The 26,943-nt window shown below is 67.0% G+C and carries 17 protein-coding genes, 2 tRNA genes and 3 pseudogenes; 11 read left to right on the top strand and 11 right to left on the bottom strand.

All coding sequences use genetic code 11. From position 1 onward, the window contains the following. Positions 1-64 precede the first annotated feature (64 nt). Positions 65-652, top strand: a complete 588-nt coding sequence (locus ACRHIG_RS23800; protein ID WP_489628121.1) for a hypothetical protein — start codon at positions 65-67, stop codon at positions 650-652. 70 nt (positions 653-722) lie between these two features. On the opposite strand, the gene ACRHIG_RS23795 is transcribed toward ACRHIG_RS23800, so the two are convergent. The 5 genes from ACRHIG_RS23795 to ACRHIG_RS23775 all read right to left on the bottom strand — a co-directional run bounded on the left by ACRHIG_RS23795 (position 723) and on the right by ACRHIG_RS23775 (position 3,431). Then, positions 723-799, bottom strand: a tRNA-Met gene (locus tag ACRHIG_RS23795). 144 nt (positions 800-943) lie between these two features. Further along, positions 944-1,020: transfer RNA gene (locus ACRHIG_RS23790), tRNA-Met, on the bottom strand. Positions 1,021-1,066: 46 nt separating this feature from the next. Further along, on the bottom strand, positions 1,067-2,245 hold the full coding sequence (locus tag ACRHIG_RS23785) for a methyltransferase (protein ID WP_489628120.1): 1,179 nt from the start codon (positions 2,243-2,245) through the stop codon (positions 1,067-1,069). A gap of 58 nt (positions 2,246-2,303) precedes the next feature. Next, complete coding sequence (locus tag ACRHIG_RS23780; protein ID WP_489628119.1) at positions 2,304-3,161, bottom strand: hypothetical protein; 858 nt, start codon at positions 3,159-3,161, stop codon at positions 2,304-2,306. A 60-nt stretch (positions 3,162-3,221) separates the two neighbouring features. After that, complete coding sequence (locus ACRHIG_RS23775) at positions 3,222-3,431, bottom strand: hypothetical protein (RefSeq protein WP_034755039.1); 210 nt, start codon at positions 3,429-3,431, stop codon at positions 3,222-3,224. A 178-nt stretch (positions 3,432-3,609) separates the two neighbouring features. Between ACRHIG_RS23775 and ACRHIG_RS23770 the strand changes: the two genes are divergently transcribed. Beyond that, the gene (locus ACRHIG_RS23770; RefSeq protein ID WP_162835746.1) at positions 3,610-3,777 is read left to right on the top strand and encodes a hypothetical protein; all 168 of its coding nucleotides are present in this window, start codon (positions 3,610-3,612) and stop codon (positions 3,775-3,777) included. 4 nt (positions 3,778-3,781) lie between these two features. On the opposite strand, the gene ACRHIG_RS23765 is transcribed toward ACRHIG_RS23770, so the two are convergent. The 5 genes and pseudogenes from ACRHIG_RS23765 to ACRHIG_RS23745 all read right to left on the bottom strand — a co-directional run bounded on the left by ACRHIG_RS23765 (position 3,782) and on the right by ACRHIG_RS23745 (position 12,731). Next, positions 3,782-4,093, bottom strand: coding sequence for an SbcC/MukB-like Walker B domain-containing protein (locus ACRHIG_RS23765; protein ID WP_489630864.1), 312 nt, complete (start codon positions 4,091-4,093; stop codon positions 3,782-3,784). Between the two features lie 179 nt (positions 4,094-4,272). After that, positions 4,273-7,539 carry an AAA family ATPase gene (locus ACRHIG_RS23760; protein WP_489628118.1) on the bottom strand — a complete coding sequence of 1,089 codons (3,267 nt, stop codon included), beginning with the start codon at positions 7,537-7,539 and terminating at the stop codon, positions 4,273-4,275. A 39-nt stretch (positions 7,540-7,578) separates the two neighbouring features. After that, entirely contained in the window at positions 7,579-8,220 is a 642-nt protein-coding gene (locus tag ACRHIG_RS23755; RefSeq protein WP_077402103.1) for a hypothetical protein, read from the bottom strand. 57 nt (positions 8,221-8,277) lie between these two features. After that, positions 8,278-9,503 (bottom strand): annotated as a pseudogene (locus tag ACRHIG_RS23750) (exonuclease SbcCD subunit D C-terminal domain-containing protein). 207 nt (positions 9,504-9,710) lie between these two features. Further along, positions 9,711-12,731, bottom strand: a complete 3,021-nt coding sequence (locus ACRHIG_RS23745; RefSeq protein WP_489628117.1) for a PAS domain-containing protein — start codon at positions 12,729-12,731, stop codon at positions 9,711-9,713. Between the two features lie 272 nt (positions 12,732-13,003). Between ACRHIG_RS23745 and ACRHIG_RS23740 the strand changes: the two genes are divergently transcribed. Beyond that, a complete protein-coding gene (locus ACRHIG_RS23740; protein ID WP_034755042.1) occupies positions 13,004-13,375 on the top strand; it encodes a YajD family HNH nuclease in 372 nt (123 codons plus the stop codon). 20 nt (positions 13,376-13,395) lie between these two features. Further along, a complete protein-coding gene (locus ACRHIG_RS23735; protein ID WP_475413529.1) occupies positions 13,396-14,064 on the top strand; it encodes a response regulator in 669 nt (222 codons plus the stop codon). Positions 14,065-14,096: 32 nt separating this feature from the next. On the opposite strand, the gene ACRHIG_RS23730 is transcribed toward ACRHIG_RS23735, so the two are convergent. Beyond that, entirely contained in the window at positions 14,097-16,250 is a 2,154-nt protein-coding gene (locus ACRHIG_RS23730) for a TonB-dependent receptor domain-containing protein (protein ID WP_489628116.1), read from the bottom strand. Positions 16,251-16,452: 202 nt separating this feature from the next. On the opposite strand from ACRHIG_RS23730, the gene ACRHIG_RS23725 reads away from it, so the two are divergent. The 7 genes and pseudogenes from ACRHIG_RS23725 to moaE all read left to right on the top strand — a co-directional run bounded on the left by ACRHIG_RS23725 (position 16,453) and on the right by moaE (position 26,919). After that, the gene (locus ACRHIG_RS23725) at positions 16,453-17,781 is read left to right on the top strand and encodes a sensor histidine kinase (RefSeq protein ID WP_489628115.1); all 1,329 of its coding nucleotides are present in this window, start codon (positions 16,453-16,455) and stop codon (positions 17,779-17,781) included. A gap of 138 nt (positions 17,782-17,919) precedes the next feature. Next, positions 17,920-19,137: a winged helix-turn-helix domain-containing protein gene (locus ACRHIG_RS23720; protein WP_489628114.1), complete on the top strand. Its 1,218-nt coding sequence runs from the start codon at positions 17,920-17,922 to the stop codon at positions 19,135-19,137. Then, positions 19,134-20,126 (top strand): DUF2804 domain-containing protein, encoded by a 993-nt coding sequence (locus tag ACRHIG_RS23715; RefSeq protein ID WP_489628113.1) that lies wholly within the window; start codon positions 19,134-19,136, stop codon positions 20,124-20,126. The genes ACRHIG_RS23720 and ACRHIG_RS23715 overlap by 4 nt, the downstream gene beginning before the upstream one ends. Before the next feature lie 117 nt (positions 20,127-20,243). Then, positions 20,244-22,908, top strand: a pseudogene (locus tag ACRHIG_RS23710) (bifunctional acetate--CoA ligase family protein/GNAT family N-acetyltransferase). A 116-nt stretch (positions 22,909-23,024) separates the two neighbouring features. Beyond that, positions 23,025-23,690, top strand: coding sequence for a hypothetical protein (locus ACRHIG_RS23705; RefSeq protein WP_475413523.1), 666 nt, complete (start codon positions 23,025-23,027; stop codon positions 23,688-23,690). Positions 23,691-23,837: 147 nt separating this feature from the next. Continuing rightward, complete coding sequence (locus tag ACRHIG_RS23700; protein WP_489628112.1) at positions 23,838-26,450, top strand: DUF349 domain-containing protein; 2,613 nt, start codon at positions 23,838-23,840, stop codon at positions 26,448-26,450. Next, positions 26,447-26,919 (top strand): annotated as a pseudogene (moaE, locus tag ACRHIG_RS23695) (molybdopterin synthase catalytic subunit MoaE). The gene ACRHIG_RS23700 and the pseudogene moaE overlap by 4 nt, the downstream one beginning before the upstream one ends. Positions 26,920-26,943 lie beyond the last annotated feature (24 nt).

The raw sequence follows: 26,943 nt of genomic DNA, 5'->3' as shown, positions 1-26,943 counted from the left end.
CGGTGCCCTGGTTCTTTTGGTCGCCAGATTTTTATGGTTGGCCTTTTTTCATCGGGTCAACGCGATGTCGCGCCAGGCGGAATTGATGAACTGGCTCGACATCGGCCGCGTGTCGAATGCCGATGGCGGCAAGGATATTTTGTTGGCGAGAAACGAGCGCGGCGCCAGGATCGACTGGCGCACGGGCGAGGTCTGGCTGATGAACCCGAAGGTAGAGGAGCCGTTTGCCGACTTCCTCGCCGTCGAACGCTGGCTGACCTTGCGCGACATGCCGGCGGCGGACAAGCCGGCGCCAGCCGCTCCCGCTCCCGCGCCAGCGGAGCCGGAACCGGCGCCGGATGCGGGCCCCGTGCGCGATACCTTGCCGGCCTTCCAGCAAAAAGTCGATGCCTGCCTGGCCAAGGCGGAAGGCGGCCAGGAATTGCTGGAAACCAAGCAGGCGTTCGAGGCGGGCAGCGAGCCCTATCTCGAGGCGTCGACGGAATTGAGCAAGACGGCGCTGGAGCTGGAAGTGTCGCCCGCCATGGTGGCCACGTTTCATATCAGCGCCTTTGCCGCCCTGGCCGAAACGGCGGGCGCCGACAAGCTGGAACGGGTGGCGGCCAGCCTGCATGCGGCAGCCAGGCAGATCAGGGCCAGCGTCACCGCGTAACAGCATGGGCCCGGCCCGGAATGAAAAAAACCGCTGACTCCCTTGCAGGCATCAGCGGTTTTTTATGTATTGGTTGCGGGGACAGGATTTGAACCTGTGACCTTCGGGTTATGAGCCCGACGAGCTGCCAGACTGCTCCACCCCGCAGGCGAATTATAACCGAGTTTGCTGCATTGCGAAAGAGCGGATGGAAATGAAGGATATTTGGCTTGCAGGATGGCCCTTGAGATACTGCGCCGCAATGGAAAAAGCCGCTGATTCTCTTGCAAGAATCAGCGGCTTTCCGGTATCTGGTTGCGGGGACAGGATTTGAACCTGTGACCTTCGGGTTATGAGCCCGACGAGCTGCCAGACTGCTCCACCCCGCAGGCGAATTATAGCGGGGTTTGCTGCAATGCGCAATGGCTGACTGGATTACGCCGCCGCCAGGCGCCACAGCGAGGTGATTTCCTGCGAGCGGGCCGCGTGCAGGCTGTCCGTGGCGTCCTGCGCGCGCGGGTGCGTGGGTTTCACGTCCAGGCGGTCGACGACCTTCAAGCCAGCCTGCGCTATCCATTCGAGCAATTGCGCGCGCGGGCGCAGGCCCAGGTGCTCGGCCAGGTCCGACAGGATCAGCCAGCCTTCGCCATTGGCTTCCAGGTGGTCGGCCAGGCCGGAAAGGAAGCCGCGCAGCATGCGGCTGTCCGGATCGTAGACGGCGTATTCGATCGGCGAGCTTGGGCGGGCCGGCAGCCATGGCGGATTACACACGACGAGCGGGGCGCGGCCGGCGGGGAACAGGTCGGCCTGCACCACCTCGACCTTGTCGGTCAAGTCGAGGCGGGCCAGGTTTTCGCGCGCACAGGACAGGGCGCGCGGGTCCTGGTCGGTGGCGACGATGCGGGCGACGCCGCGCTGCGCCAGCACGGCGGCCAGCACGCCCGTGCCGGTGCCGATGTCGAAGGCCAGACTGGCGCGCGCGGGCAGCGGCGCTTCCGCCACCAGGCCCACGTATTCGCCACGGATCGGGGCGAACACGCCGTAGTGCGGGTGGATGCGCTGGCCCAGGGCCGGCAGTTCCACGCCCGTGCGGCGCCATTCGTGCGCGCCGATCAGGCCCAGCAGTTCGCGCAGCGAAGCGACGAACGCTTCCTCGCCACGGCCATACGCTTCATTGCAAGCCAGTTTCACGTCCGGCGCGCGGCGCAGCGGGATCGTGTAATCGGCATCGAACGGCAGCAGCAGCATGGCCAGGGTGCGGGCGCGCTGCGACTGCGCCTGGCGGTGCAGATGGAACGCTTCCGTGGCCGATGGTTCGGGTTTCGCCAGCTTGGCGGCCTTGGCCTTCTTGCTCGGCTTGTCGTTCTTGTGGTCGGCGCGCCGCGCCAGCGCCTGCAGCAACTGGCGCGCGTTCTGGAAGTCGCCGCGCCACAGCATGGCCGTGCCTTCGCAGGCCAGGCGGTAAGCCTGGTCGGCCGTCGTGCGGTCGTCGGCGATGACGACGCGCTTGGGCGGCGGCATGCCGCTTTCCGAGCGCCAGCGGGCCGAATGCTCGGCGCCGTTTTCGCTCCAGTGGATCTGCGGATGAACGGTAGGGGAAGAAGTGTCGGACATGGATTTCAATCGATAGAAGTGGGCGCGCGGCATGGTCGCCTGCGCAGGCCGTCTTCCATTATACGTCGCTGGCCGTGCCGTCAGCTGTGTCCGTGCCATAGGCGAGTGCCAGCGCGCGGGCGCGCGCCTGGTCTTCCGGCGTCGTTTCCACGGCTTTCCTGTCGTCTTTGGCGGTCTCGGTGGCATGGTCCGGCTGCACCAGCTTGAGCAAACGCAAGCTCAGGCTGCCTGCCAGGTCGCCATCCTTGCCGCTGGCGCTGGCGCCATCGGACGTGCCCTGATAGAGATTGCTTTGCAATTGCTGGCCCAGCAGCTTGAACAGGTCGTGCAGATTGCCGCCGAAGTGCGTGGCGGGCAACTCCTTGGCGGGCAGGGCGCCGTCATCGGATGATGTGGCTTCCCGCGTTTCACCTTGCGTTTGCTCAAGCACGCCCGCGCTGATGTTCGATTGATATTGCACTTCCACTTCGAAGTCGAAGGTCTGGCCGTCGGCCGTGGTGATCTTGCCCTTGCCGATGAAATGGGCGTTTTCATCGAGGCTGAAGGCGGCCGCGCGGCTGCTGGCGCCTGCGCCCGAGACGCTGACGCCAGCACTGCTGAAGCTGGCACCGGCCTGCAAATCGACGGCATCGAAGGCGACGGTGGCGCCGTCGCCGAACAGCTGGCGCGTCATGTTGTTCAGGAAATCCTGCGCCACGTCGACGGTGGCGTTGCCCAGCGCATCGGTCCGTTGCGACAGCCCCTTGGCCGACAGGTCCAGGCCATTCTTCGACAGGGCTACCACATCTTGCGCCGTGCGCTGCATCAGGGGCGAAGCGGCCAGGCCGGTGGCGCTGCCGCCCGAGCGGGACGGCCGCTGTCCATCCAGCGTAGTCGAGGCGGGTTGACGGCTGGCAAGGGCGGGAAGCTGGGACATGGTCGGTTCAAATGGGGAGGATATGCGAATTAACGGCAATATCTTCCCATTCTTTAACCATTAGTGGTGGTGCGACCAGCTACCGTCTGCCGACTCCAGGTAAGACTTGACGGCATCGGCCTGGCCCGTGGCGTGGCGCTTGAGTTCGCCGCATGCGCAAATGCCCTGATACGGCTGGATATGCGAGCAGGCGGAGACTTTTTGCAGGTAGACCTGCATGGATTTGTGACATTTGACGCACTTGAAGGTGAGGCTGCGGGCGGCTTTCATGGGTTTCCTTGAACTGTTGCGGGGCGTAGGCGGTACCTGCGCGAAGGCGGCGATTTTAACGCACTCCGGCCATCGTTACACGTTGTTGCATCTGCGCCACGCGCAGGTCAACTGAATCCGTGCCGTGACGTTGAACGTATATAGGAGGTCGTCTGACCGCCATTGAAGAGGTAGCACCATGGACAAGCATGACAAGGAAAAGCCTGTACAGCCCGCCAAGGAGCTGGTCAGGAAGTGGCTGAAAGCGGAGCTGGAACAGCGCCGGCCCCCGCCCGACCCCGAGCAGATCCGCCGCGAACTGGGCTGGGATATGCTCAGGCTGTGCCGGGAGCCGGCCAGCCGCTAGCGACCTAGCGCACCGTCACCACGCTCTTGCCGCCTGAACCGGGCTGGACCAGGATCTTGGTGGCGATGCGCTCCGTCATTTCCTGCACGTGCGAGATGACGCCCACCTTGCGGCCCATCGCTTGCAAGCCGTCGAGCGCATCCATGGCCACGCGCAGGGTTTCCGTGTCCAGGCTGCCGAAGCCCTCGTCGATGAACAGCGACTCCACGCGCACCCGGTTCGAGGACAGCGAGGCCAGGCCCAGCGCCAGGGCCAGCGAGACGAGGAACGATTCGCCGCCCGACAGCGAATGCACGGAGCGCAGCTCGCCGCCCATGTCCTGGTCGCGCACCATCAGGCCGAGCGACGGATTGTTCGGGTTGTCGATGCGTTCGAGCTGATAGCGGCGCGCCAGGTGGTTCAGGTGCGCGTTGGCATAGCCGAGCAGCACTTCCAGGGTGAATTGCTGCGCGTAGTTGCGGAATTTCTTGCCGTCGGCCGAGCCGATCAGTTCATTCAGGCTGGCCCAGCGCCGCTCGATGATGGCTTGCGCCTCGATCTGCGCCAGCATCGCTTGCGCGCCGTGGCGCCGCGCGTCGTCCTGGGCGATCGCCAGGCGCAGCCGGGTCGCTTCCTGGTTGGCCGCCTGGCGTTCCAGCAGCAGCGCGTCGAGCGCGGCCTGCAGCGCCGCCGCGTCCGTTTCCAGGGATTCCGGCGGCTGCTGCACATGCGCTGCCAGCTGCTGCCGGCGTTCTGCCAGCACGGAGACGGCTGCCGTGTGGCGGTCGGCGATCGCTTGCAGGGCGTCGCGTTCGGCGCGCATGGCTTCCGGCGCGATGGCCAGGCGCGCGCGCAAGGCGTCCATGTCGGCGGGCGCATGGGCAGGGTGGGTATCCTGGAACTGGCGCAGCCAGTCGTGCATGGCGGCGCTGGCGCCGTGTTCCTGTTCACGCAGGGCGGCCAGCCGCTGCGACAGCTGCGCGCACGCTTCTTCCAGACGCGTGCGCTGCTGGCTGGCCGATTGCGCCGCCGTTTGCTGCCGCGCCAGCAGCTCCTGGCTGCCGCGACGGCGTCTGCCAGCGCGCGCTCGACCTCGGCCACGCTCTGGCCTTGCCATAGCGCGTGGCGTTCCGCCTGCATTGCCGAGCGCTGCTTGTCGGCGGCGGCAAAGACGGCGTGGGCTTCCTGCGCCGCTTGCTGCGCCTTGGCGGCGGCCAGCAGCGCCGCTTCCAGCTGCGCGGCCAGGGTCGCCAGCGCGTGGCCGCGGTGGTCCTGGTCCGCCTGCTGTTTCAGCCATTGCCGGCTGTCCGTGTCTCGCGCCGCGCGGAAGGCGGCCGGACCGGCGCGCCAGCTGTCTTTCCAGTCCTCGGCGCCGTCGGCGTCGGCGAACGCGGCATCGAGCTGCGCCAGCAAGGCGTCGAGCGCGGCGCGCGCCGTCTCGCCCTTGTCGGCGTTGCCCGCTTGCTGCGCCTGCAGCTGCGCCAGCCGCGCTTGCGCATCGGCGACGCTGCTTGTGCAGCGCGCGTGCTCGCTGGACGCCAGTTCATGCGCCGCCTGCGCCTGCTCGCGCCGCGCGCCGGCCTGGCGCAGCGCCGTTTCCTGCTGCGCCAGCGCCTGCAAACCGGCCGCATTGGCCGCCAGTTGCCGCGCGAACCAGTCCGCGCGCTGGTTTTCGGGCGGCAGCTGCAGGGTATCGGCATGCGGCTGCCACTGTGCGAGCAAGCTGTCGATAGCGGGTGGCAGGGCCGCCAGTTCGGCATCCGTCTGCGCCTGTTCGCGCGCCGTCGCGGCCAGCGCCGCCTTATGCGTGGCCAGCCGCTCCAGATTGCCGCGCGCCTGCGTGCGGCAGGCCAGCACCTCATCCTGCAAGCTGGCCAGCATCGCCTGCAAGGCGTGGTCGGCGTGGCTGTACGGGTGTTCCAGCGCGCCGCAGACGGGGCAGGGCTGCTCGTCCTGCAAGGTGGCCCGCAGCTGCTCGACGCTGGCCGCGCATGCCGCTTCGGCGCCTTTCAAGGATTTTTCCGCCTGCGCCAGGCGCGCTTCCAGCAGCGGCGTTTGCGCCGCTTCCGCCGCCAACGCCGTACTTTCCGTTTGCGCGGCCTGCGCCAGCTGGGCCGCCCTGGCTTGCCAGTGCGCCAGCGCCTGCTGCTGGCGCGCCAGTTCGCTCCAGGTCTTTTCCGCGCTGGTCAACGTGCGCGCGTGCGTCTCCAGCTGGCCGCGCTGTTCCAGCAGCCCCTGGCCATCGATGGCTTGCACGGCCGCTTGCGCCTCGCGCCTTTCCGCATCGCGCACGGCCAGGGCGGCAGCGGCGCTGGCCAGCGCCGCTTGCGCCGTCTGCGTGGCGTCCGAGGCCTGGCGCAGCTGCTGTCTTGACTCGGCCATGCTGGCGTCGGCCGCATCGGCTTGCGCGGCCGCTTGCCCGGCCTGGGCAAACAATTGATCCCACAATTGCCACGATTGCGCCAGTGCCTGCCACTGCTGATGCGATGCCAGCCATTGGCGGCCCGCTTCCTGTTCCGCCTGTGCGGCATGCTGGCGCTGATGCAGGTCGTGCAGCGCGGCGCGCGCCGCCTCGTCGGTCTGGTCGGCGGCCAGGGCGCCATCCTGCGCCTGGCGATGCGCGGGCATGTGCGCCGCAATGCCCGCGTCGAGCGCCTTGGCTTGGTCGAGCAGGGGCGCCGCATCGCGCTGCGCCGCTTCCCTGGCAAGCAAGGCCGCTGCCGCCTGCTGCACGGCCTGCGCCAGCTGCGCTTCGCCGGCCACGGCCTGCGCCGCCTGCGCGCGCGACGCTTCCAGCGCGGCGCCCGTGCCGGCGATGTCGTTGGCCAGGCGCGCCACGTCGTCGATCAGGGGCCGCGCCGGCTGCAGCAATTCCCATTGCGCCAGCGCGGTCTGGCGCTCCTGCGCGGCGGCCCGCTCGGCATCCGCACCGTCCAGCGCCTCTTGCGCGGCCGCCGCCTGGCTTTGCAGCTTGTGCGTCTCCTGGTGCCAGCGCTGCTGCAGTTCCAGCACGGCCTTGCGCAAGTCGATGGTGTGCAGGGCCGCTTCGGCGACCTCACCCAGCGTTGCCGTTTCAGCACGCTCTTCCGGCGACAGCGGCCGCTGGTCGGCCAGTTTTTCGCCCAGCCGTTCGAGGACCTGCTTTTCCTTTTTCGCCCGCTCGAAGGCGCGCATGGAAATGTCCGTATAGATGCTGCTGCCCGTCAGGGTTTCCAGCAATTCTCCCCGTTCATTGTCTTCCGTCTTGAGGAAGGTGGAAAACTCGTTTTGCGCCAGCAGCACGGCGCGCGTAAACTGGTCGAACGACAGGCCGATGCGTTTTTCGATTTCGTCCTTGACTTCCGTCTTGGTGCCGCCGAGGGGCTGCAGCGCGGGCAGCTGGTGCAAGCTCATGGCGGTGGCCTGTAGCGCCCCTTCGGCCTTGGTGCGCGAGCGGCGCACGCTCCAGCGCGCGCGGTAGTGACCGCCGTCGTTGCCGACGAAGTCCACCTGCGCGTAGCCGTCCGGCGTGCCGCGGCGCAGCAGGGTGCGCGTATCCTGCGCGTTGACGGTTTCCTTGCCCACGTCGGGCAGGGCGCTGCCCCGGCCCAATACCTTCAGCAGGCGCGGCGTGGCGTCGTACAGGGCCAGGCACAGGGCGTCGAGCAGGGTGCTCTTGCCCGCGCCCGTGGGGCCGCTGATGGCGAACAGGCCGGAGGACGCCAGCGGCTCCTGCTGGAAGTCGACTTCAAATTCGCCGGCCAGCGAAGCCAGGTTCTTGCCGCTGATTTTGAGGATTTTCATGCTGGTCTTTATGCTGGTGCAGTCGCCGCGCTGGTGCGCTTACAGATCTTTTTTCGCCCTGGCTTCTTCGGCCGCGCGCTTTTCATCGGACGCCATCTTGATGGCGGCCTCGCGCCTGGCTTCAAGCCCGGCATCGACCAGCGTCAATTTGGTGGTGTAGAACAGGGCTCTCGCGGACCATAATTTATTGATCATCTGCGTGTCAGACGGAAAGATGGAATGTATGCGCAATATCTGATCGGCATGGTACACAATGCAGTTTTCATCGGAGATTCTCAAGTTGTCGAGCGCGGGGAGGCGGCGGAACGCAAGGTTGCAGCTGAAAGTGACGGGATGGCCTTCCTCCTTGCTGTATCTCTCTTCCAGTTCGCTTTTGAGCGGGTAGAGGTCCGACCCTTCCAGCAAGACAGTGATGGCGGTAATGGTACCGTCAGCCAGCTGCTCGGTCGTGACGACGCGCGGTTTACCGAAATAGCTCCATTTACCCAGATAGCCATCCGCCACCGATTTACCCGCCTTGATGCCGGTGCTCAGGTCCTTGAGCATGATGGGTTTCGACAGTTGCGACGCTGCTGTCTTTTCGGCCGGCCTCGGGGGCGGGTACTCGGCGCTTGGGCCGCAACCGGCAAGCGATATGAGCAACGAAACGCCCAGCAGTGGGAAATGACGGATTTTCTTCATAAAGCCTTTCAAGTGGTACCGTGGGAGAATGGATGGTTGGCGCAATGCCCCTGGACGTCAGGCGCCAGGCAGCAGCAGTTCGGCCAGGGCCGACAGTTGTTCGGGCGGCGCGGGCCGGCCGTATTTTTGCAGGTACAGGCGGCGGAAGATGTCGTCGGGCTGCAGCTGGCCCAGCTGGTCGAGCGTCATGTTCTCGGGCGCGCTGCCGCGCGCGGCGCTCGACGTTTCGATCTTCGCCAGGCGCACGGGTTTGCCGTCCAGCGCCGTTTCGATGCGCGTGCGCAGGCCCGGTTCGGGCGCGTCGAGGCGCACGCGCACTTCCAGGAACGGTTGCGCCTCGGTGGGAGCGTCCGGCACGTCGAGGGCCGCCAGCTGTTCCAGCACTTCGGCGATGGGCGCCGGGGCGGCGGGCACGCGCAGCAGGGGCACGGCGCGCGGCACGGCGATGGCGCGTACTTCGCGTAACTGCTCGCCGTCGATATCGAGGCACAGCACCTGGTGGCGGTAGTTCACTTCCGCAAACGACAGCGGTATCGGGCTGCCGCAATAGCGGATGTGCTCCTGGCCGCCCACGGCCTGCGCCTTGTGCAGATGGCCCAGCGCCGCATACGCGATGGACGTATCGAAAATCCCCGAGGGCAGCATTTCCGTGCCGCCGATGACGATGCGGCGCTCGGAGTCGTTCGACATTTCGCCGCCCACCATGTGGCAATGGCCCATGGCAAGGATGGCTTGCCCGGGCCGGCGGCGCGCCAGCGCCAGGTCCGCCAATTGGCGGTACAGCAGGGCGATGCCGCCCAGGTAGGCGTCCTGGGTGTCGCCGGCCGGCAGTTTCGGCACGTCGCCGGGGCGCAAAAAGGGCACGGCCAGGCACCAGGCCCGCACCTGGCCATCGGCGCCCGTCAAGGGCAGCAGCAGGCGTTCCAGGTCGATATTGCCCGCTGCATCGCGCAGCAGATGGCCGATCACGTGCGTGCCGTGCGCGGCCAGCAGGGGGCTGGCGCCTCCAGCCGTCCCGCCGAATCGTGGTTGCCGGCGACGACGACCAGTTGCAGCGCGGGCAGGCGCGCGCGCGCCTGCTGCAGGAAGACATACAGCTGCTTTTGCGACGCGGCGGAAGGGTTGGCATTGTCGAACACGTCGCCCGCCACCAGCAGCACGTCGACCTGCTCCATCACGAGCGTGTCGAGCAGCCAGTCGAGGAAGCGCTGGTGTTCGTAACCCCTTTCAAAATTGTGCAGGGTCTGGCCCAGATGCCAGTCGGAAGTGTGCAGCAGGCGCATGGTGGGGCAAGGGTAGGGGAAACAGGCGCCAATATAGCTGAAATGAGGCAGGTACTGGAGAATTGAACGAATTTCGAAGAGTGTTTTCGATTTTTATCGATACATCCAGAGTGCCTGAAAAACGTTCAGGGCAAGGCGTAGTGCCGTAGGCAGTACGAATAGTACGGCAAGGCACTGCAACGCAGCCATGGACGTTTTCTCAGGTGCTCAAGTCGTCAGCACGCCGGCGCGATACGTGTTGCGCCCATCCTGCTTGGCCTGGTACAGCAGCACGTCGGCCCGCTGCAGCAGCACGGCAGGGGAAATGTCTTCGTCGCGGTAGAAGGCCAGGCCGATGCTGGCGGAAATGCGCACGGTGATGCCGTCGAGTTCGAACGGCTGCCGCATGGCGGCGACGATTTTTTCCGCCAGCACGGCCGCGTCGTCGGGCCGGGCGATCTGTTCCATGATGATGGTGAATTCGTCGCCGCCCAGGCGGGCGACGATGTCGGTGGCGCGCATGGTTTGCGTCAGGCGCTGGGCGAAGGCGCGCAGCAGGGCGTCGCCCGTGCCGTGGCCGTGCGTGTCGTTGACGGGCTTGAAGCGGTCGATATCCATGTACATGACGGCCATCAGGTGCTGTTGCTGGCGGCTCGCGTGCATGGCGTCGCTGAGTTTCTGCTGGAAGCCGGCGCGGTTTGACAAGCCCGTCAGCGCATCGACCTGGGCCAGCTTCAGCAGCCGCTGTTTCTCGCGCTTTTGCACGGTGATATCCTGGCGCATCACGTGAAAACCCACCACCTGCAGCCTGTCTTCGCCGATCTGCGGGATGTAGATCACTTCCATGCAGCGCTCGATGCCCTCCTTGTCGTCTTCTTCCTCGAAGCTCAAGGTTTCGCCGGCCAGCACTCTTTCGATATACGGCGCCACCGTGCGGTAGCGCGCTTCGCCCACCGTGTCGCGCACGCTCTTGCCCAGCGCCTGGCGGCCCGTCAGGCCGAATTCGCGTTCATACGCGATGTTCAGGAAGCGGTAGACCTGGTCGGCGTCGATGTAGGCGATCATGGCCGGCAAGGTGTCGGCGATGGTGCGCAGGCGCGCCTCGCTTTCCAGCAGCGCCACTTCCGATTCGCGCAAGGTGGTGATGTCGTCCAGGCTGCCCACGTAGCCTTCGATGCTGCCGTCGATGAGGATGGGGGCAATTTTGACGGAGACCCAGACCAGCCTGCCGTCGCGCTGCAGGCAGCGCAGGGTGGACTGGAACGGTGCGTGGCTGCGCGTGAGCTGTTCCAGCGCCACGTGCATCAGCGGATAGTCGTCCGGGTGCAGGGCGCTGGTCCAGCCGGCGCCCAGTGCGGCGGCGCGCGGCAGGCCCGTGATGGCTTCGAAGGTGCGGTTGACGTAGGTGCAGCGGCGCTGACGGTCCAGGCGCACCAGCCCGAGCGGCGAGGCGTCGTTGACGGCGGCCAGCTCGGCCTGTTTCTGGCGCAGTTCCAGTTCCTGCTGGCGGCGCTGCGAGATATCCTCGGCGATGCACAGGATATGCTCGACCTGCTGGCGCTCGTCGAACACGGGCACGGAAACTGCGCGCAGGTAGCGCAGGCTGCCATCCGCCAGGCGCAGCGGCTTTTCCGTGTGGTCGATGACGCCCCGCTCGGCCAGGATGGCGCGGTCGTCCTCGGCGTCGTGCAGGCCGAAGTCGGGCGGGAAGGCGGCGCAGTCGGTCTTGCCGATGACGTCGGCGGCCAGGTGGCCCGTGATGTCCTCGGCCGCCTTGTTCCACACTTCCATCCGGCCGAAGTTTTCCGGGCGCGCGCTTTTCACGTACACCAGCACGGGCAAATGGTCGATCAGCGACTGCAGGAAGCTGCGGTTGTCCTGCAGCGCCAGTTCGTCGTGCTTGCGCGCGCTGATGTCGCGCGAGGTGACGGCCACGCCGTCGGCGATCGGCACCACCTGGTGGCGCAGCCAGCGCGTGCCGCCCGAGGCCAGGGTCAGTTCGAATTCATCCTCCAGCGGCTGGCCCGTTTCCATCACCAGCACGAAGCGCTTGAAAAAGCGCTCGCCGCGCAGCAGCGGCACGCGCGGCAGCACGCGCTGGCCCAGCAGTTCGGAGCGCGGCTTGCCCAGCATATCGGCGGCCCGCTCGTTGATGTCGGCGAAGATGAAGTCTTCCACCGGCTTGCCCGGCGCGGGGCGCCAGGCTTTGAGCAGCAGCACGGCATCGAGGCTGGCCTGGTGCGCCGCGCGCAGCAGCGCCTGCGTTTCCTTGGCCTGGCGGATGCTGCGGCGCAGGCGCGCGCTCTGGCGCATCAGCAGGGCCGTAAAGCCGGCGATGAGCACGCTGGCGGCGAGCAGCGCGCCGACATACGCCAGGCGGCGGTGTTCGAAGCGGGCCAGGGCGGTGGCGCGGCTCACGCCCACCACGGCCAGCAGCGGGTAGCGGGACAGTTCGTGGTAGCTGTAGATGCGCGCCGTCGCATCGACGGGCGGCTCGATCAGCAATTCCTCGGGGGCGTGCTGCGGCGGGCCCGGCATGCGGAAGTCGATGCGGTCGCTGAGGATCAATTGTTCGCCGATGCGCCCCACCGTCAGGCCGCTGTCGCGCGCCACCAGCATCAGCGCGCCATGCTCGTCGAGGTTCAGACGGTCGTAATCGTCGACAAAATACGTGGGGTCGACGTGGATGATGATGGCGCCCGCAAAGCGGCCCTGGCCATCGTTCAGGCGGCGCGCCAGGCGGATGGTCCAGTGCTTGCTGCCCGCGTCGAGCATGGGCGTGTCGACCAGGGCCGTGTCGGACGCATTCGCGGCCAGCGCCCTGAAAAATGCCTGCCTGGCCAGGTTTTCCGGCAGATACGCGTTGGCGCTGTCGATCACGTCGCCGCGCGCGTCGACGAGGGCGATCGGCAGTTCCAGCTTCGACGGCAGCACGCTGTCGAGCAAGCCCTGGCGGCGCGTGAATTCATTCAGGCGCAGGGTGCCGTCCGTTTCCTCGTATTTGAGCTTGAACAATTGCGTGGCGTGATCGGTCTGGCGCAAGGTGAAACTGGTGTGGTCGGCCAGGGTGCGCGCCAGCGACTGGCTGACGGCCACGGCGTCGCGCACGGCGCTGGCCCGCTCCTGGCCCACCTGGTACAAGACGGCCGCCCACAGCGCCAGCAGCAAGATGAGCGCGGACAGGGGTACCAGGCTGAGACGGTACAGGCGGCGGGCAAGGCGTTGCAGGGGTCTTGTTATCGCTATCACGGGCGCTTGCAGGCTAGGGTCATGGAAAGGTGAAGGGCGGCGTGGCGCGCATCATAGCCGAAATATGCTGACCTGCGCGCTGCCTGCTGCCCTAGCGTCTGTTCGTGGTCTGTCGCTGGCCTTATTTTGCGTTAAATCAAGTACCTGTGGCGCTGCGCACGCTAAAAAAGCACGCCGGGGGCGGCACGGGCATGGCGAGTGGCAGAAAAAGTACAATTGCGCCCCCATCCTCATTAAAATGGACGCTTCTTCCTCCCATATCGAAAGTTGTCATGCAGAGTAAAAAGCCCGACGCGGCAAGACTGGACAAGATCGTGGCCGAAGCGCGCCGCGCCGCCGACCAGCGCGAGAGCGGCTACCGCGAGCGCTCGCTGAAGATGTATCCGTGGGTCTGCGGCCGCTGCATGCGCGAATTTACGCGTGCCAACGTGCAGCAGCTGACGGTGCACCACCGCGACCATAACCACGACAACAATCCGCCCGATGGCAGCAACTGGGAACTGCTGTGCCTGTATTGCCACGACAATGAGCACTCGCGCTACCTGGAAGCGGACCGTGGCGCCGGCCTGCTGTCGGCCGAGGTGGCGCCCGCCACGCACAATCCGTTTGCCGCGCTGGCCGGCCTGATCAAGAAGAAGGACTGAGCGCACCGCGCCGCCTCCCCATGCGCATCCTGCTGACCGAAGACGACCCGCAGCTGGGCCGCGCCACGCAGATCGGCCTGGAACAGGGCGGCTACGCCGTCGACTGGGTCACGAGCGCCGAACACGCGCACACGGCCGTGCGCCTGCACGACTACGGCTGCATCCTGCTCGACCTGGGCTTGCCGGGGCAGGACGGCATGCAGGCGCTGGGCCTGCTGCGCGATAACGGCTACAGCGGCGCCGTGCTGGTCGTCACGGCGCGCGACCAGGTGGGCGAGCGCATCGCCGGCCTGGACGCGGGCGCCGACGACTTCATCGTCAAACCGTTCGACCTCGACGAACTGGCCGCGCGCATCCGCAGCGCCTGCCGCCGCGCTGCGGGCCGCCTGCGCGAGCACCTCGTGCACGGCGACCTGGCGCTCGATATCGCGGACCGTCAGGTGACGCAAGGGGGCGTGCCCGTGACGTTGACGGTGAAGGAATTCCGCATCCTGCAGCTGCTGCTGGAACATGGCGGCCGGGTGCTGAGCCGGGAGCAGCTGGAAAAGAACCTGTACAGCTGGGGTGATGAAGTGGAAAGCAATGCCGTGCAAGTGCACATCCACCACCTGCGCAAGAAGCTGGGGCGGGACTTGATACGCACCGTGCATGCGGTCGGCTATTGCATCGACAAGCCCAAAGCGGCCTGACGAAAAAAGGCGGCCGGGAGGCCGCCCCTTGATCAGAAATCGACGGTGGCCGACAGCCACAGACGGCGGCCGTCCAGGCTGTTGACGTAGCGGTTGGCGTAGGTCAATGCCTGGCCTGATCCCGTGCGGTAGGGCTGGTAGTCGATGAAGTCCTTGTTGAGCAGGTTGTACACGGCCGCGTTCAGGGTCACGCGCTTGCTCAGCTGGTAGCTGGTTCCCAGGTGCAGCATGGTGTAACCCTTGTAGTCGCCCAGCGCGGCCTTGGCGGCGCGCGTGGCGGCCGAGGTGCCCGGATCGCGGAAGCGCTCGCTGCGGTATTCGGCGCGCAGCCAGCCGTTCCATGCGCGCGAGATATCCCACGACAGGCGCGCGTTGACGGCGTGTTTGGGCGTGTCGCTCAGGGGCTTGCCCGCATTGCTGCCGCTCTTCTGCTCGCTTTCCGTGTACGTGTAGTTGGCGCTGGCCGACAAGGTCTTGCCCAGCGGGAAGCGCGTGTTCAGCTCGACGCCGCGCGTGACGGCCTCGTCCACGTTGACGGACTGGCCAAACGCATCGACGTTGGGCCAGTTGCCGAAGCTGACGCAGCCGGGACGGTTCGGCGATGGACGGTAGCTGCAGTTGACGAGGCCCGTGCCCGTCGTGATCTTGTCCTTGAATGCGTTGTTGAACAGAGAGCCGCTGGCGGTCCAGCCGGCCAGATTGTCGAAGTACGCGCCGATTTCTGTCGTCGTGCTCGTTTCCGGCTTCAGGTCCGGGCTGCCGACGAGCGGGATCGTGCCCTGGCCGCCGAAACCGTTGATGCCTGGCGACAGCTGCTCCACGCGCGGCGTCTTGTAGCCCTTGCTGACGCCACCCTTGACGGTCCAGCTCGGCGTCGCGTTCCATACGGCATACGCGCGGGGGCTGGTCTGGCCGCCGAAGATGCTGTGGTCGTCATAGCGGGCGCCGAAGGTCAGGGCGAGATGCTCCAGCACTTGCCATTCGTCTTCCGCGAACAGGGCTTTTTGCGTGAACTCGAATTTGCTCGGCGCCACGCCATCCGTCATGTCCGCCTTCCACCATTGCGCGCCGACGGTGGCCATGTGCTTGCCCAAAGGCATGACCAGCTTGGTGTCGAACACCTGGCTTTCCACTTCCAGGGTGCGCGCGCTGCCGGCGACGGCGCCCGGCGTGCCCGGCGGAATCGTGCGGCCCAGGGTTTCCGTCTTGTTCACCATGTAGCTGCTGTCGAGCGTGCCGAAGCCGAAGCGGCCCGTGTGCGACAGGGTCCACTGGTCGCGCTGGTATTTCTGTTCCGGGCCGTAGCCGCCCTGCAAGCCCACGGTGCCCAGCTGCTGTTTCGAGTTGTCGTAGGTCTGGCGGCCCGCGTCCGCGTCGAGGATGACGGTGTGGTGGCGGTTCGGCGTGAAGGCCAGGCGCGCGCCGAAGTTGTCGATGTCCGCGCGCACGGGATTGGCGCCCATGTTTGGCGTGACTTGCGCACCGGCCACGTTGCTGTAGCGGATAGCGGCCGCGTCGCGGCGCTGCTTGCTGCCGCGCAGGGACAGGCCCAGCAGGTCGGTGGCGATGGGGCCGCTCAGGTAGAAGCGGCCGCTTTTCACGTCGCCGAAGTCCGATTCCTGCTGCGCCGTGTAGTCGGCCGAGACGGAACCCATCCACTGCTTGCCCACCTTGCGCGTGATGATGTTGATCACGCCGCCCATGGCGTCCGAGCCGTACAGGGTCGACATGGGGCCGCGGATGATCTCGATGCGTTCGATGGCCGCCAGCGGCGGCATGAAGCTCGTCTGCGTGCCGCCGAAGCCGTTCGGCGTGACGTTGCCGGCCGCGTTCTGGCGGCGTCCGTCGATCAGCACCAGCGTGTAGTCGCTGGGCATGCCGCGGATGCTGATGTTCATGCCGCCCGTCTTGTCGCCCGCCGCGCCCACGTCGATGCCTTCCACGCTTTCCAGCGCCTGCGTCAGGTTGCCGAAGCGTTCCTTCGACAGTTCCTCGCGCGTGAGCACGGTGATCGACGCGGGCGCCTGCTTGATATCCTGTTCGAACCCGGAGGCGGAGACCACTACTTCCGGCATGCTGGCCGGCGTGCCCGTCTGGGCGTGAGCCGGCAGGCAGGACAGGGCGGCCAGAGCCAGGGCCAGTGTGGTGGGGCGCGGCAGGCGCGCGCGGCGGGGGCTGTTGGACATGCAAACTCCTGAAGGGTGAATGAATAATTGCGCTGTATTGGCAAGGGAATGGGAATCATGAAGGCAATAAGAATCATTTACAATTGCGGCCATGGCTACCCAGAAAATATTTCGCTCCGGATCTTGCGCAGAAGTTCTTAAGAGATTCTTAACGGCCGGCGGCGGCGTCACAAGATGGTCGCTGCAGCGCACCCTGCTGGCCGTGCTGCTGAGCCTGACCCTGGCCCTGTGGGTGGGCAGCGCGGCCATCGTGTACGTGGAAGCGCGCCGCGAAAGCCAGGAATTGTTCGACCAGTCGCTGACCGAGACGGGGCATTTGCTGCTGTCGCTGGTGGAAAAGGACGTGCGCGAACACGGCTTGACGGGGCCCATCGACCTGCCCCTGCGCGGCCAGCACAATCCCCACCAGTATTTGCTGTTCAAGGTGCGCGACGCGCGGCAGCGCGTCTTGTACCGCAATGACGCGGCGTCCGACATCGCCCTGTCGCGCAGTGCGCCCGATGGTCTGTCGTGGACCACGATAGGCGGCCAGCGCTGGCGTCTGTTCTCGCTGTGGGACACGCAGCGCACTTTGCAACTGCTGGTGGCCGAGCCGACCAGTCACCGCGACGACATCAGCCGCGGCTTCTTTTACCGCATCGCGCTGTTCGGCCTGCTGCTGGTGGCGCTGGCCACCCTCGCCATCTGGTGGAGCATCCACCGCGTGTTTCGCGTGCTGCAGGCGTCGGCCGATGAAGTGTCGGCGCGCACGCCCGATGAACTGGCCGACGTCAGGCTGGCGGGCGCACCGGACGAACTGCATCCGCTGCTGCTGGAAATTAACCGCCTGTTCGGCAGGGTGCGGCACAGCCGCGACAATGAGCAGCGCTTCACGGCCGATGCGGCGCACGAACTGCGCACGCCGCTGGCCGCCATCAAGACGAATCTGCAAGTACTGCAGCGGGCCCGCAGCGCGGACGAGCGCGAGGAATTCATCGCCGCCCTGGGCGCCAGCGTGGAGCGCGCCACGCGCCTCGTCAACCAGCTGCTGGCGCTGGCGCAGCTCGATCCGCAGGCGCAAGGCCAGGTGGCGCTGGCGCCGGGCGACCTGGCGCACCTGCTGGCGCAGCAGGCGGCCCAGTGGCAGGCGCTGGCCGCGCCGTACAGGCTGTCGCTGAGCGTGAGCATGGCGCCGGCGCCGTGCGCGCTGCATGCGGACAGCCTGCAGATGCTGCTGCGTAACCTGGTCGAGAATGCGCTGCGCTACACGCCGTCGCCGGGCGCCGTCGAGATCAGCTGCGGCGTGGAAGCGGGGCGCAGCTACCTGCGCGTGGCCGATACGGGGCCGGGCATCGCCGAAGAACTGCATGAGCGCGCGTTCGAGCGTTTTGTGCGCCTGGTGCAGGTGGAAAGTGCGACGCAGCTGCCCGGCAGCGGGCTGGGGCTGTCCATCGTGCGGCGCATCGCCGAGCGGCATGGCGCGGCCATCGTGCTGGGCGCCGGCCTGCAGGGCAGGGGGCTGGCCGTGACGCTGGTATTTCCCGCCGCGTAGCGTGGCTGCCGGCTGCGCGATCCGATAGCGATAAAACGCACAAGGCGCGTCCGGAATGCGGTATCTTTCTGTTATGCACAGCCCACACCAACCCATTCCTCCCGACCTCCCCCGCTATCGCTGGCCGCCGCGCGCGCCTTGCACCTGGCCGCGCAGGGCTTGCTGCAGGCGCGGCGTAAAAAAGCCGTGAAGGCCGACGTGCTGGCCGCCATCCGCCAGATGGGCGTGCTGCAGATCGACACCATCCACGTGGTGGCGCGCAGCCCCTACCTGGTGCTGTGGAGCCGGCTGGGCGACTATCCGCAGCCGTGGCTGGAGCAATTGCTGGCCGAGGGCGCGCTGTTCGAATACTGGGCCCATGAAGCCTGCTTCGTGCCCATCGAAGACTATGGCTTGTACCGTCACCGCATGCTCGACCCCGCCGCCATGGGCTGGAAGTATTCGGTGAAATGGATGGCCGAGCAGGGCGACGCCGTCGCGTCGGTACTCGAGCACATCCGCGCCAACGGCGCCGCGCGCTCGGCCGACTTCGAACGCACGGATGGCCAGGCGGGCGGCTGGTGGAGCTGGAAGCCGGAAAAGCGTTCGCTCGAAGTGCTGTTTACGTCGGGCGTGCTGATGATCGCCAGGCGGCATCAGTTCCAGCGCTATTACGACCTCGCCGAACGCATTTTGCCGGGCTGGCACGACGGCTTGCTGCCGCCCGAGGACCAGGTGCGCCGCCGTTTGCTGCTGGCCAGCGTGAAGGCGCTGGGTCTGGCGCGGGCCGGCTGGATCAGCGACTATTTCCGCACCAGACAGTCGCGCGCCAGCCTGGCGCACGATCTGCAGGCGCTGGTCGACGAGGGCGCGCTGCTGCGCTGCGCGGTGGCCGGCTGGGAGGATGACGTCTACGTGCATGCCGAGCATGGGGAGTTGCTGCGCGCGGCGGCGGCCGGCAAGCTGGCGCCCACCTTGACGACGATCCTGTCGCCGTTCGACCCCGTCGTCTGGGACCGTCGCCGCGCGCTGGAACTGTTCGGTTTCGACTACCGGCTCGAGTGCTACACGCCGGCCGAGAAGCGCCGCTATGGCTATTTCACGCTGCCTATCCTGCGCCGCGGCGCGCTGGTTGGACGCCTGGACGCCAAGGCGCACCGCGCGCAGGGGCGCTTCGAGATCAAGTCGCTGGCGCTGGAAGACGGCGTGCGCCTCAGCCCCCGCCTGGTGCAGGACGTGGCCGGCGCCGTGCGGCGCCTGGCGCTCTGGCATGCCTGTCCGCAGATTGACATCGCGCAGGCGCAGCCGGCAGCCTTCGGCGCGCAGCTGGCCGAGGCCCTGCGGGATGGCGGCCAAGGGGAAAGGCGGGCCGCATGATGCTGCCGCCGGCTCCGCCCGAACTGCTCGACGCCGACGGCCAGCCCCGTTTCGGCCGCTACACGGGGCAATTGGACGCCTTCGACTGGGCCGCGCTGGCGCCGCCGCACGCGCGCGGCGCCCTCTGGCGGTTGTTCCACCACAAGCGCTGGCATTACGTGGCCCTGTCGACGCCGGCCGTGTTCTGCGGCGTGGCCATCGTCGACCTGGGCTGGACCAGCACGGCGTTCGCGTATGCCTTCGACCGCCACAAGGGCAAGATCGTGGCGAGCTTTTCGCAGGATGGCGTCCCCGGCCTGTGCGCCACGGTGGCGCCGCATGCGGGCGCCTCCAGCCGTTTCCGCTTCCTCTCGCAAGCGATCTCCATCGAGGCGCAGCCGCAGCAGCGCTACCGTTTGCGGCTCGCGTGCGGCCACTTCGGCATCGACGCGGAATGCGGCCCGCCCGTGGCGCCCACCCTGCTGGCCGTGGGACCCGTGGGCGAGGGCGGCAGCGTGCATGCGACGCAAAAATCGGGCGGCCTGCCCTTGTGGGGCAGCGTGCGCTGCGGCGCCGTCGGCTACAGCCTCGATGACGGCGTGGCCAGCTTCGATTATTCGAACGGCTTGCTGGCGCGCGAGACGGAATGGCGCTGGGCCTCCGCGCACAGCCTGGATCTGGGTTTCAACCTGCAGGCCGGCTATTTCGGCGCGCATGAAAACGCGCTGTGGCTCGATGGCCAGCTGTATCCGCTGGGCCGCGCGCATTTCGACTTCAATCCCGACAACCCGCTGGCGCCGTGGCACGTATGGACGGACGACGATCTGCTGGACCTGCACTTCAAGCCGGAAGGAGCGCGGCGCGAGGACAAGAACCTGTGGATCGCCGCCAGCCGCTACATCCAGCCCATCGGCACCTTCAGCGGCTGGGTGCGCACCAGCGCGGACTCGCCCAAGCGCATCGTGGCGCAGCTGGCGGGCGTGACGGAAAGCCACCGCTCGCGCTGGTAGGCGCGAGCGGGTTTTTCGTGAAACGCTACGCAAAGTCAAATTTTTTGGCAACGCATCCGATACACTGGGGCGTAGTCGCTTCGGCAATCCCGCTCCGGCAATCCATGAGGCCAGAACATGAGTATCCGTAATCTCGACAAGCTGTTCAAGCCGGCCTCGGTGGCCCTGATCGGCGCCACGGCGCGCGAACGCAAGCTGGGCGCCATCGCCCTGTACAACCTGCTGGGCGGGGGATATCAAGGCGACATCTGGCCCGTCAACCCCAAGTACGACGAGCTGATGGGCCTGAAATGCTACCGCAAGCTGGCGCACCTGCCCAAGGCGCCCGACCTGGCCATCATCTGCACGCCGCCCGCCACCATCACGGCGCTGATCCGCGAACTGGGCGCGCTGGGCACGCGCGCCGCCATCGTCATGACGTCGGGCCTCGATCCCGTGCGCGAGCAGTCGCTGCGCCTGGCCATGCTGAAGGCGGCCAAGCCGCATTTGCTGCGCATCCTCGGCCCCAACAGCATGGGGCTGCTGGTGCCCAAACTGGGCTTGAACGCCAGCTTCGCCCACGTCGGTGCGACGAGCGGCAAGATCGCCTTCGTGTCGCAGTCGGGCGCGCTGGTGTCGGGCGTGCTCGATTGGGCCAATGCACACGGCATGGGCTTTTCCAAGTTCATTTCGCTGGGCGCCAGCTACGATATCGATTTCGGCGACCTGCTCGACTACCTGGCCGGCGACGTCGACACGGCTGCCATCCTGCTGTACATGGAAGACATCCAGGCGGCGCGAAAATTCATGTCGGCGGCGCGGGCGGCCGCGCGCAGCAAGCCCGTCATCGTGCTGAAAGCGGGGCGCGAGGCGGAAGGCGCGGCCATGGCGGCCTGGCATACGGGCGCGCTGGCCGGTTCCGACGCCGTGTACGACGCGGCCATCCGCCGCGCCGGCATGCTGCGCGTGTATTCGGCCGAAGAACTGTTCGACGCCGTGGAAACGCTCACGCACATCCGCGCGCAGCGCGGCGAGCGCCTGGCGATCCTGTGCAACGGCGGCGGCCTGGGCGTGATGGCCACCGATGCGCTGGTGGGCAGCGGCGGCAAGCTGGCCGAACTGTCGCCGGACACCGTGATCGCGCTGGAAAAGGCGCTGCCGCGGGGCTGGTCGCACGACAACCCCGTCGGCTTGCCCGGCGACGCGGCCGTGCAGCGCTATGCCGACGCCATCAAGCCCCTGCTCGACGAGCCGCAGGCGGACGCCTTGCTGCTGCTGCACGCGCCCACGGCCATGGTCTCTTCGATCGACATCGCCGAAGCCGTCACGCCGCTGATCAAGGCCACCTCGCGCACGGTGCTGTCGTGCCTGTTGGGCGGCACCACCGTGGCGCCCGCGCGCCAGGTCTTCAATCGCGCCGGCATTCCCACCTACGACACGCCGGAAAAAGCCGTGCATGGCTTCATGCAGATCGTGCAGTACCGGCGCAACCAGGAAACCCTGATGCAGGTGCCGGCGCAGCTGCCGATGTCGGCCACGCCGCGCCGCGCGCGCGTGCGCGAAATCGTTGCCGCCGCGCTGGCGGCCGGCCAGACGGTGCTCGGCGAATGCCGCTCGAAGGAGATACTGGCCGCCTACGGCATTCCCGTCGCCACCACGCGCATGGCGGCCGACGTGGAAGAGGCGCTGGCCGTGGCGGCGGACATCGGCTATCCCGTCGCGCTGAAGATCCATTCGCCCGACATCGCCCACAAATCCGACGTGGGCGGCGTGGCGCTCGACCTGGACACGCCCGATATCCTGCGCACGGCCGCCGCCGCCATGCTCAAGCGTGTGCGCCGCATGCGGCCCGATGCGCTGATCGACGGTTTTACGGTGCAGCAGATGGCGCGCCGGCCGCAATCACATGAACTGATCGTCGGCGTCACGACGGACGCCGCCTTCGGCCCCGTGATCCTGGTGGGGCAGGGCGGCATCGCCGTGGAAGTGACGGCCGACCATGCGATCGGCCTGCCGCCGCTGAACATGGTGCTGGCGCGCGACATGCTGGCGCGCACGCGCGTGTCGAAGCTGCTGGCCGGCTACCGCAGCCAGCCGCCGGCCGACATCGACGCCATCTGCTACACGCTGATCCAGGTGGCCGAACTGGTGGCCGACATCGGCGAGCTGGCCGAACTCGACATCAATCCGCTGGTGGCCGACGCGGACGGCGTGATCGCGCTCGACGCGCGCATCCGCCTGCAGCCGGGCCAGCAGCGCGACCGCCTGGCCATCCGCCCGTATCCGCAGGAACTGGAAGAGCAGGTGACGTGGATGGATCAATCGATCCTGCTGCGCCCCATCCGCCCCGAGGATGCGCCGCAGCACATGGATCTGTTCCACGCGCTGGACCCGGACGACGTGCGCCTGCGCTTTTACCTCCATGCGCGAGCTGCCCGTGTCGCAGCTGGCGCGCCTGACGCAGATCGATTACGACCGCGCCATGGCCTTCATCGCCACGCACACGGGGCCGGACGGCAAGCCGGAAACCCTGGGCGTGGTGCGCGCCGTGGCCGACCCGGACAATATCCACGCCGATTTCGCCATCGCCGTGCGCTCGGCCCTGAAGGGCAAGGGCCTGGGCCACATCCTGTTCGAAAAGCTGGTCGACTATTTCCGCAGCCGGGGCACGGAAGCGCTGGTGGGCGAGGCGATGGCGCGCAACAAGGGCATGCAGCGGCTGGTGAAAAGCTTTGGCGGCGAAGTCACGCCATCGGAAGAGCCCGGCGTCGTCAACCTGCATATCGGCCTGCGCGCGCCGTAAAAGAAAGCGCGGCTGGCCCGCTGCGGGTTTGTGCAGGATCAAACCCATCCCTGTCGGTAGTCTTTACACTTTCACTTCCAGGATCAGACATCCAGCGCGTTTTCGGGAGTGAGTGCATGCTTACGGCAACATACATATTGGTTTCCCTGTCGGTGGAACAGGCCAGCATCCGCATCAGCCTGCTGGCCTTTCAGAAGTATATGCATGTGCAGTTGCGCCAGCAGAGCAGGCTCAGCCTGGCGCAGCTGCAGTACGCGGGCGACTGGCTGAACCGGCTGTACCAGGGCGGCTACTGGCGCAAGGTGGAAATGTATCTGGTGCCCGCCATCCGCCAGGCCGCGCCGCATGCGGACGGCTTGCTCGACGAAATCAATGGCTTGAACCACGTGGCGCTGGAAAGCATCAATATGGTGCAGCAGGGCGCGGGCGCCGCCATCGACCATTCCGAATTGCAGGCCGGGCAGCTGTGTGCGGCCATCGACGCCTTTTGCGCGGCCTTGCTGCAGCGTCTGGAAAAAGAAGAGCGCGAACTGTTCGCGCTGGCGCGCAAGGTCATCGTGGGCGAAGCGTGGTTTGCCATCGCCTACCAGTTCCTCGCCTACGATGCGCGCGCGCAGGAGGCGCGCCGCGGCAAGGCGCAGGTGCTGCCCTTTGTCTTGCCGGCGCCTTTGCCGACATCCTTGCCGACGCCGGGCGCGCCTGCCACCGACGGGGAAAACGCCGAGGCCGGCGGCGCAGCGGCGCAGCGCGCACCGTCACCGCCGCTGCGCGCGCAGGCTTGAACGGGTAGCGAGCGCACACCCCGGCAGGCCCGCCTGTGCCAGGGTGGTTTTATTGCCGGGCACATGGCGCCGTCATAGGGAAAAGATTCATTTTAGTCATTTGATAACTTGTTCAGCCCTGTCCGATGCAATACCCCGGGCTTTGTTATGATGGTGGTTTTGATCCACGCGAAACCCGTCATGTTCGAATTTCTCTTCAAGCGTTCTGCCAGCAAGACTGCCGTCCCCGATCCTGTCGTGGCAGAACAGGCCGCCGCCTCGGCGCAGAGCGCATCGCGCCGCGCCGAACAGGTTGCGCGTGCCCATGCCGTGGCGGGCGACGAAGCCGCCGCCTGTGAATTCATCCTGTCCAGCGAATTTGCCGATGCCCGCCTGATCGCGGCCGAACACGTCCATAGCTTGCCCCTGCTGGAAAAAGTCCACCACGCCATGCGCAATACGGACCGCCGCGTTGCCAAGCTGATGCAGGGCCGCATCGACCTGATCCGTCATCAGGCCGCCGAGACGCAACGCGCGCAGGCCAGCATCGAGACGGCCCAGCGCCTGTTGAGCGATGAAAAGCTGAGCCCGAACCAGGTAGCCGAGCTGGACCGCCAATGGCAAGTCATCAAGGCCACGCCCGAACTGGAGAGCGCCTTTGCCGCCGCGCGCGCCGCGCTGGCCGCCCGCCTGGAAGCGCAGGTGGTGCTGCAGCGCGCCGTAATCGATGCCGTGGGTGCCATGCGCGCGCTGGCCAGCAATGGCCAGTCCGCCAGCGACTTGGCGCAGGCGCTGGCCCGCCTGGACGCGGAACATGCGCAGCATGCGCAATCGCCCGAGCGCGCTTCCTTGCCGAAACACCTGGAGAGCGATTTCATCCAGGCGCGCGAACAGGCGCAGTCCGCCTTGCAGGCGCTGCAGCAGCACCAGGCCGTGTTTGACGCGCGCCAGGCTGCGCTGGCCGAATGGCAGGCACAGGACGCCGCCACCCTGGACGCCGATGTGTTGAAACGCACGTGGCAAGCCTTGCCGCGCCTGCCAGAATCGAGTTTGTCCGACAGCCTGCAGCAGCAATTTGCGGCCCTGCTGGCCAGTGCCCCAGCGCCTGTCGTTCCTGCTGCAGATGTGGATGCGCCAGCGCATGCGGAACCGGCGCCGCGCAAGCCGCGCCAGGAACACGCGCCCGTGTCGAAGGAAGCGACGGAGCAGTTCTTCAAGACCCTCGATGCCATGGAAGCGGCCTTGCAGGAAGGCTTGCTGCACGTGGCGTCCGAGCATGACAAGACCTTGCGCGATAGCAAGCATGGCCGCTTGACGCCGGCCCAGTCCGACCGCCTGGCCCATGTGCGCGCGCAATTCAAGCAATTGGCCGACTGGGCGCGCTGGGGCGGCAACGTGTCGCGCGAGGAACTGGTCAAGGCGGGCGAAGAATTGCCGGCGCAGCAATTGCCAATGGCCGAGCTGGCCAAGAAAGTGGGCAGCCTGCGCGAGCGCTGGAAGTCGCTCGACACCTTGTCCGGCCCCGCGCCGAAGTCCCTGTGGGAGCGTTTCGACGCCGCCTGCAGCGTGGCGTACGCGCCGGCGGCCCAGCATTTCAAGCAACTGGCCGAAGAGCGCCACGGCAATGCGGCCAAGGCCCAGGAACTGATCGCGGAAACGGCGGCCCTGGCGGCCGAAGAGAGTACCGACTGGAAACATGTCGCTTCCGCCTCGCAGCGCTTGCGCCAGGCGTGGACGCGCCTGGGCACCATTGACCGCAAGGAAAAGAAACGCCTGGATACGGAATTCGGCGCCGCGCTGGACGCCCTGTCGAAGCCGCTCGATACGCAGCGCCAGATCGAGACGGCGCGCCGCGAGCAATTGATCGTCGAAGTGGGCCTGCTCAAGCCATCGGAGCGCAACACGGTCGACATGCTGAAAGCCTTGCAGGATAAATGGCAGGAGCTGGCGAAGGCCCTGCCGCTGGAACGCCGCGCGGAACAGGCGCTGTGGCAGCGTTTCCGCGCCGCCTGCGACGATATCTTCGCCAAGCGCAAGGAAACGGCCCACGCGGCCGACCACGAGCGCCGCGAACACCTGCATGCGCGCGAAGCGCTGTGCGCCGCGCTGGAAACGGCCGTCGTGCCCGAGGGCGACGACAAGGCCCGTACGGCCTTCATCAACCACTTGCTGCGCGACACGCGCGCCGCCTGGAACGTCACCGGCCCCGTGCCGCGCGCCAGCGAAGCGAAGATCGAACAGCGCTACCAGGCGGCTGTTGCTGGCGTGCAAGCGCAGGCGGACGCCATCGCCGAACGCGCCGGCGCGGCCCAGGCCAACGCCTTGCGCGACAAGCTGCGCCTGGTGCAGGCGCTGGAAGCCGCACTGGCCGATGGCGGTGCCGGCGCCGACGCGCAAGCCTGGTCCGAGCGCTGGAGCGCCTTGCCGCCGCTGGACGCCCAGTACGAACGCAGCCTGCAGCAGCGCTTTGCCGCCGCCCAGGCCGCGCTGGGCGAGGGCGCTGCCGCCTACGTGCGGCAGTTGCAGGCCAACCAGGAGCGCTTGCTCGCTGAAGTGTTGCGCCTGGAAATCGTCGCCGGCGTCGACAGCGGCGCCGAATTTGCCCGCGACCGTCTGAAGATGCAGGTGGAAGTGCTGCAATCGTCGCTCAAATCGGGCCAGAAGCCGCTTACGCAAGTGTCGCAGCTGATGCAGCTGTGCGCGATTGCTGCCGCCACCGATGCGCGCACGGCCAGCCGCATCGAAACCCTGCTGCGCCGCATCGGAGGCCATGCGAAATGAACACTTCCGTCCGCATCCAGCACGCCGATTTTGACTTGAGTCAAGAAATCGCACAATTGCGTGCAGGCAACCCCAAGGTGGGCGCCGTCGTCGGCTTCGTCGGCACGGTGCGCGACATGAACGAAGGGCTGGACGTGGCCGCGATGGAGCTCGAGCACTATCCGGGCATGACGGAAAAGTCCATTGTAGCCATCATCGAGCAGGCGCGGGAGCGCTGGCCCTGTCCGGCGCGGTGGTGATCCACCGCGTGGGGCCCTTGCTGCCGCAGGAGCAGATCGTGCTGGTGGCAGTCTCGTCCGCGCACCGGGGCGAGGCGTTCGCCGCCTGCGAATTCATCATCGATTACCTGAAGACGGAAGCGCCGTTCTGGAAGAAGGAAGACACGCCCGAAGGGGCGCGCTGGGTCGATGCGCGCGACAGCGACGAGACGGCCCTGGACAAGTGGGCCGTAAAAGCAAGCGCCATTTGAAGCGAACGCGACCCGCACCGTAGC

The sequence above is a fragment of the Janthinobacterium sp. C22 genome (assembly GCF_057919405.1).
Note: the sequence above shows the minus strand (reverse complement) of the source record. Positions and strands in the feature narration are given on the sequence as shown.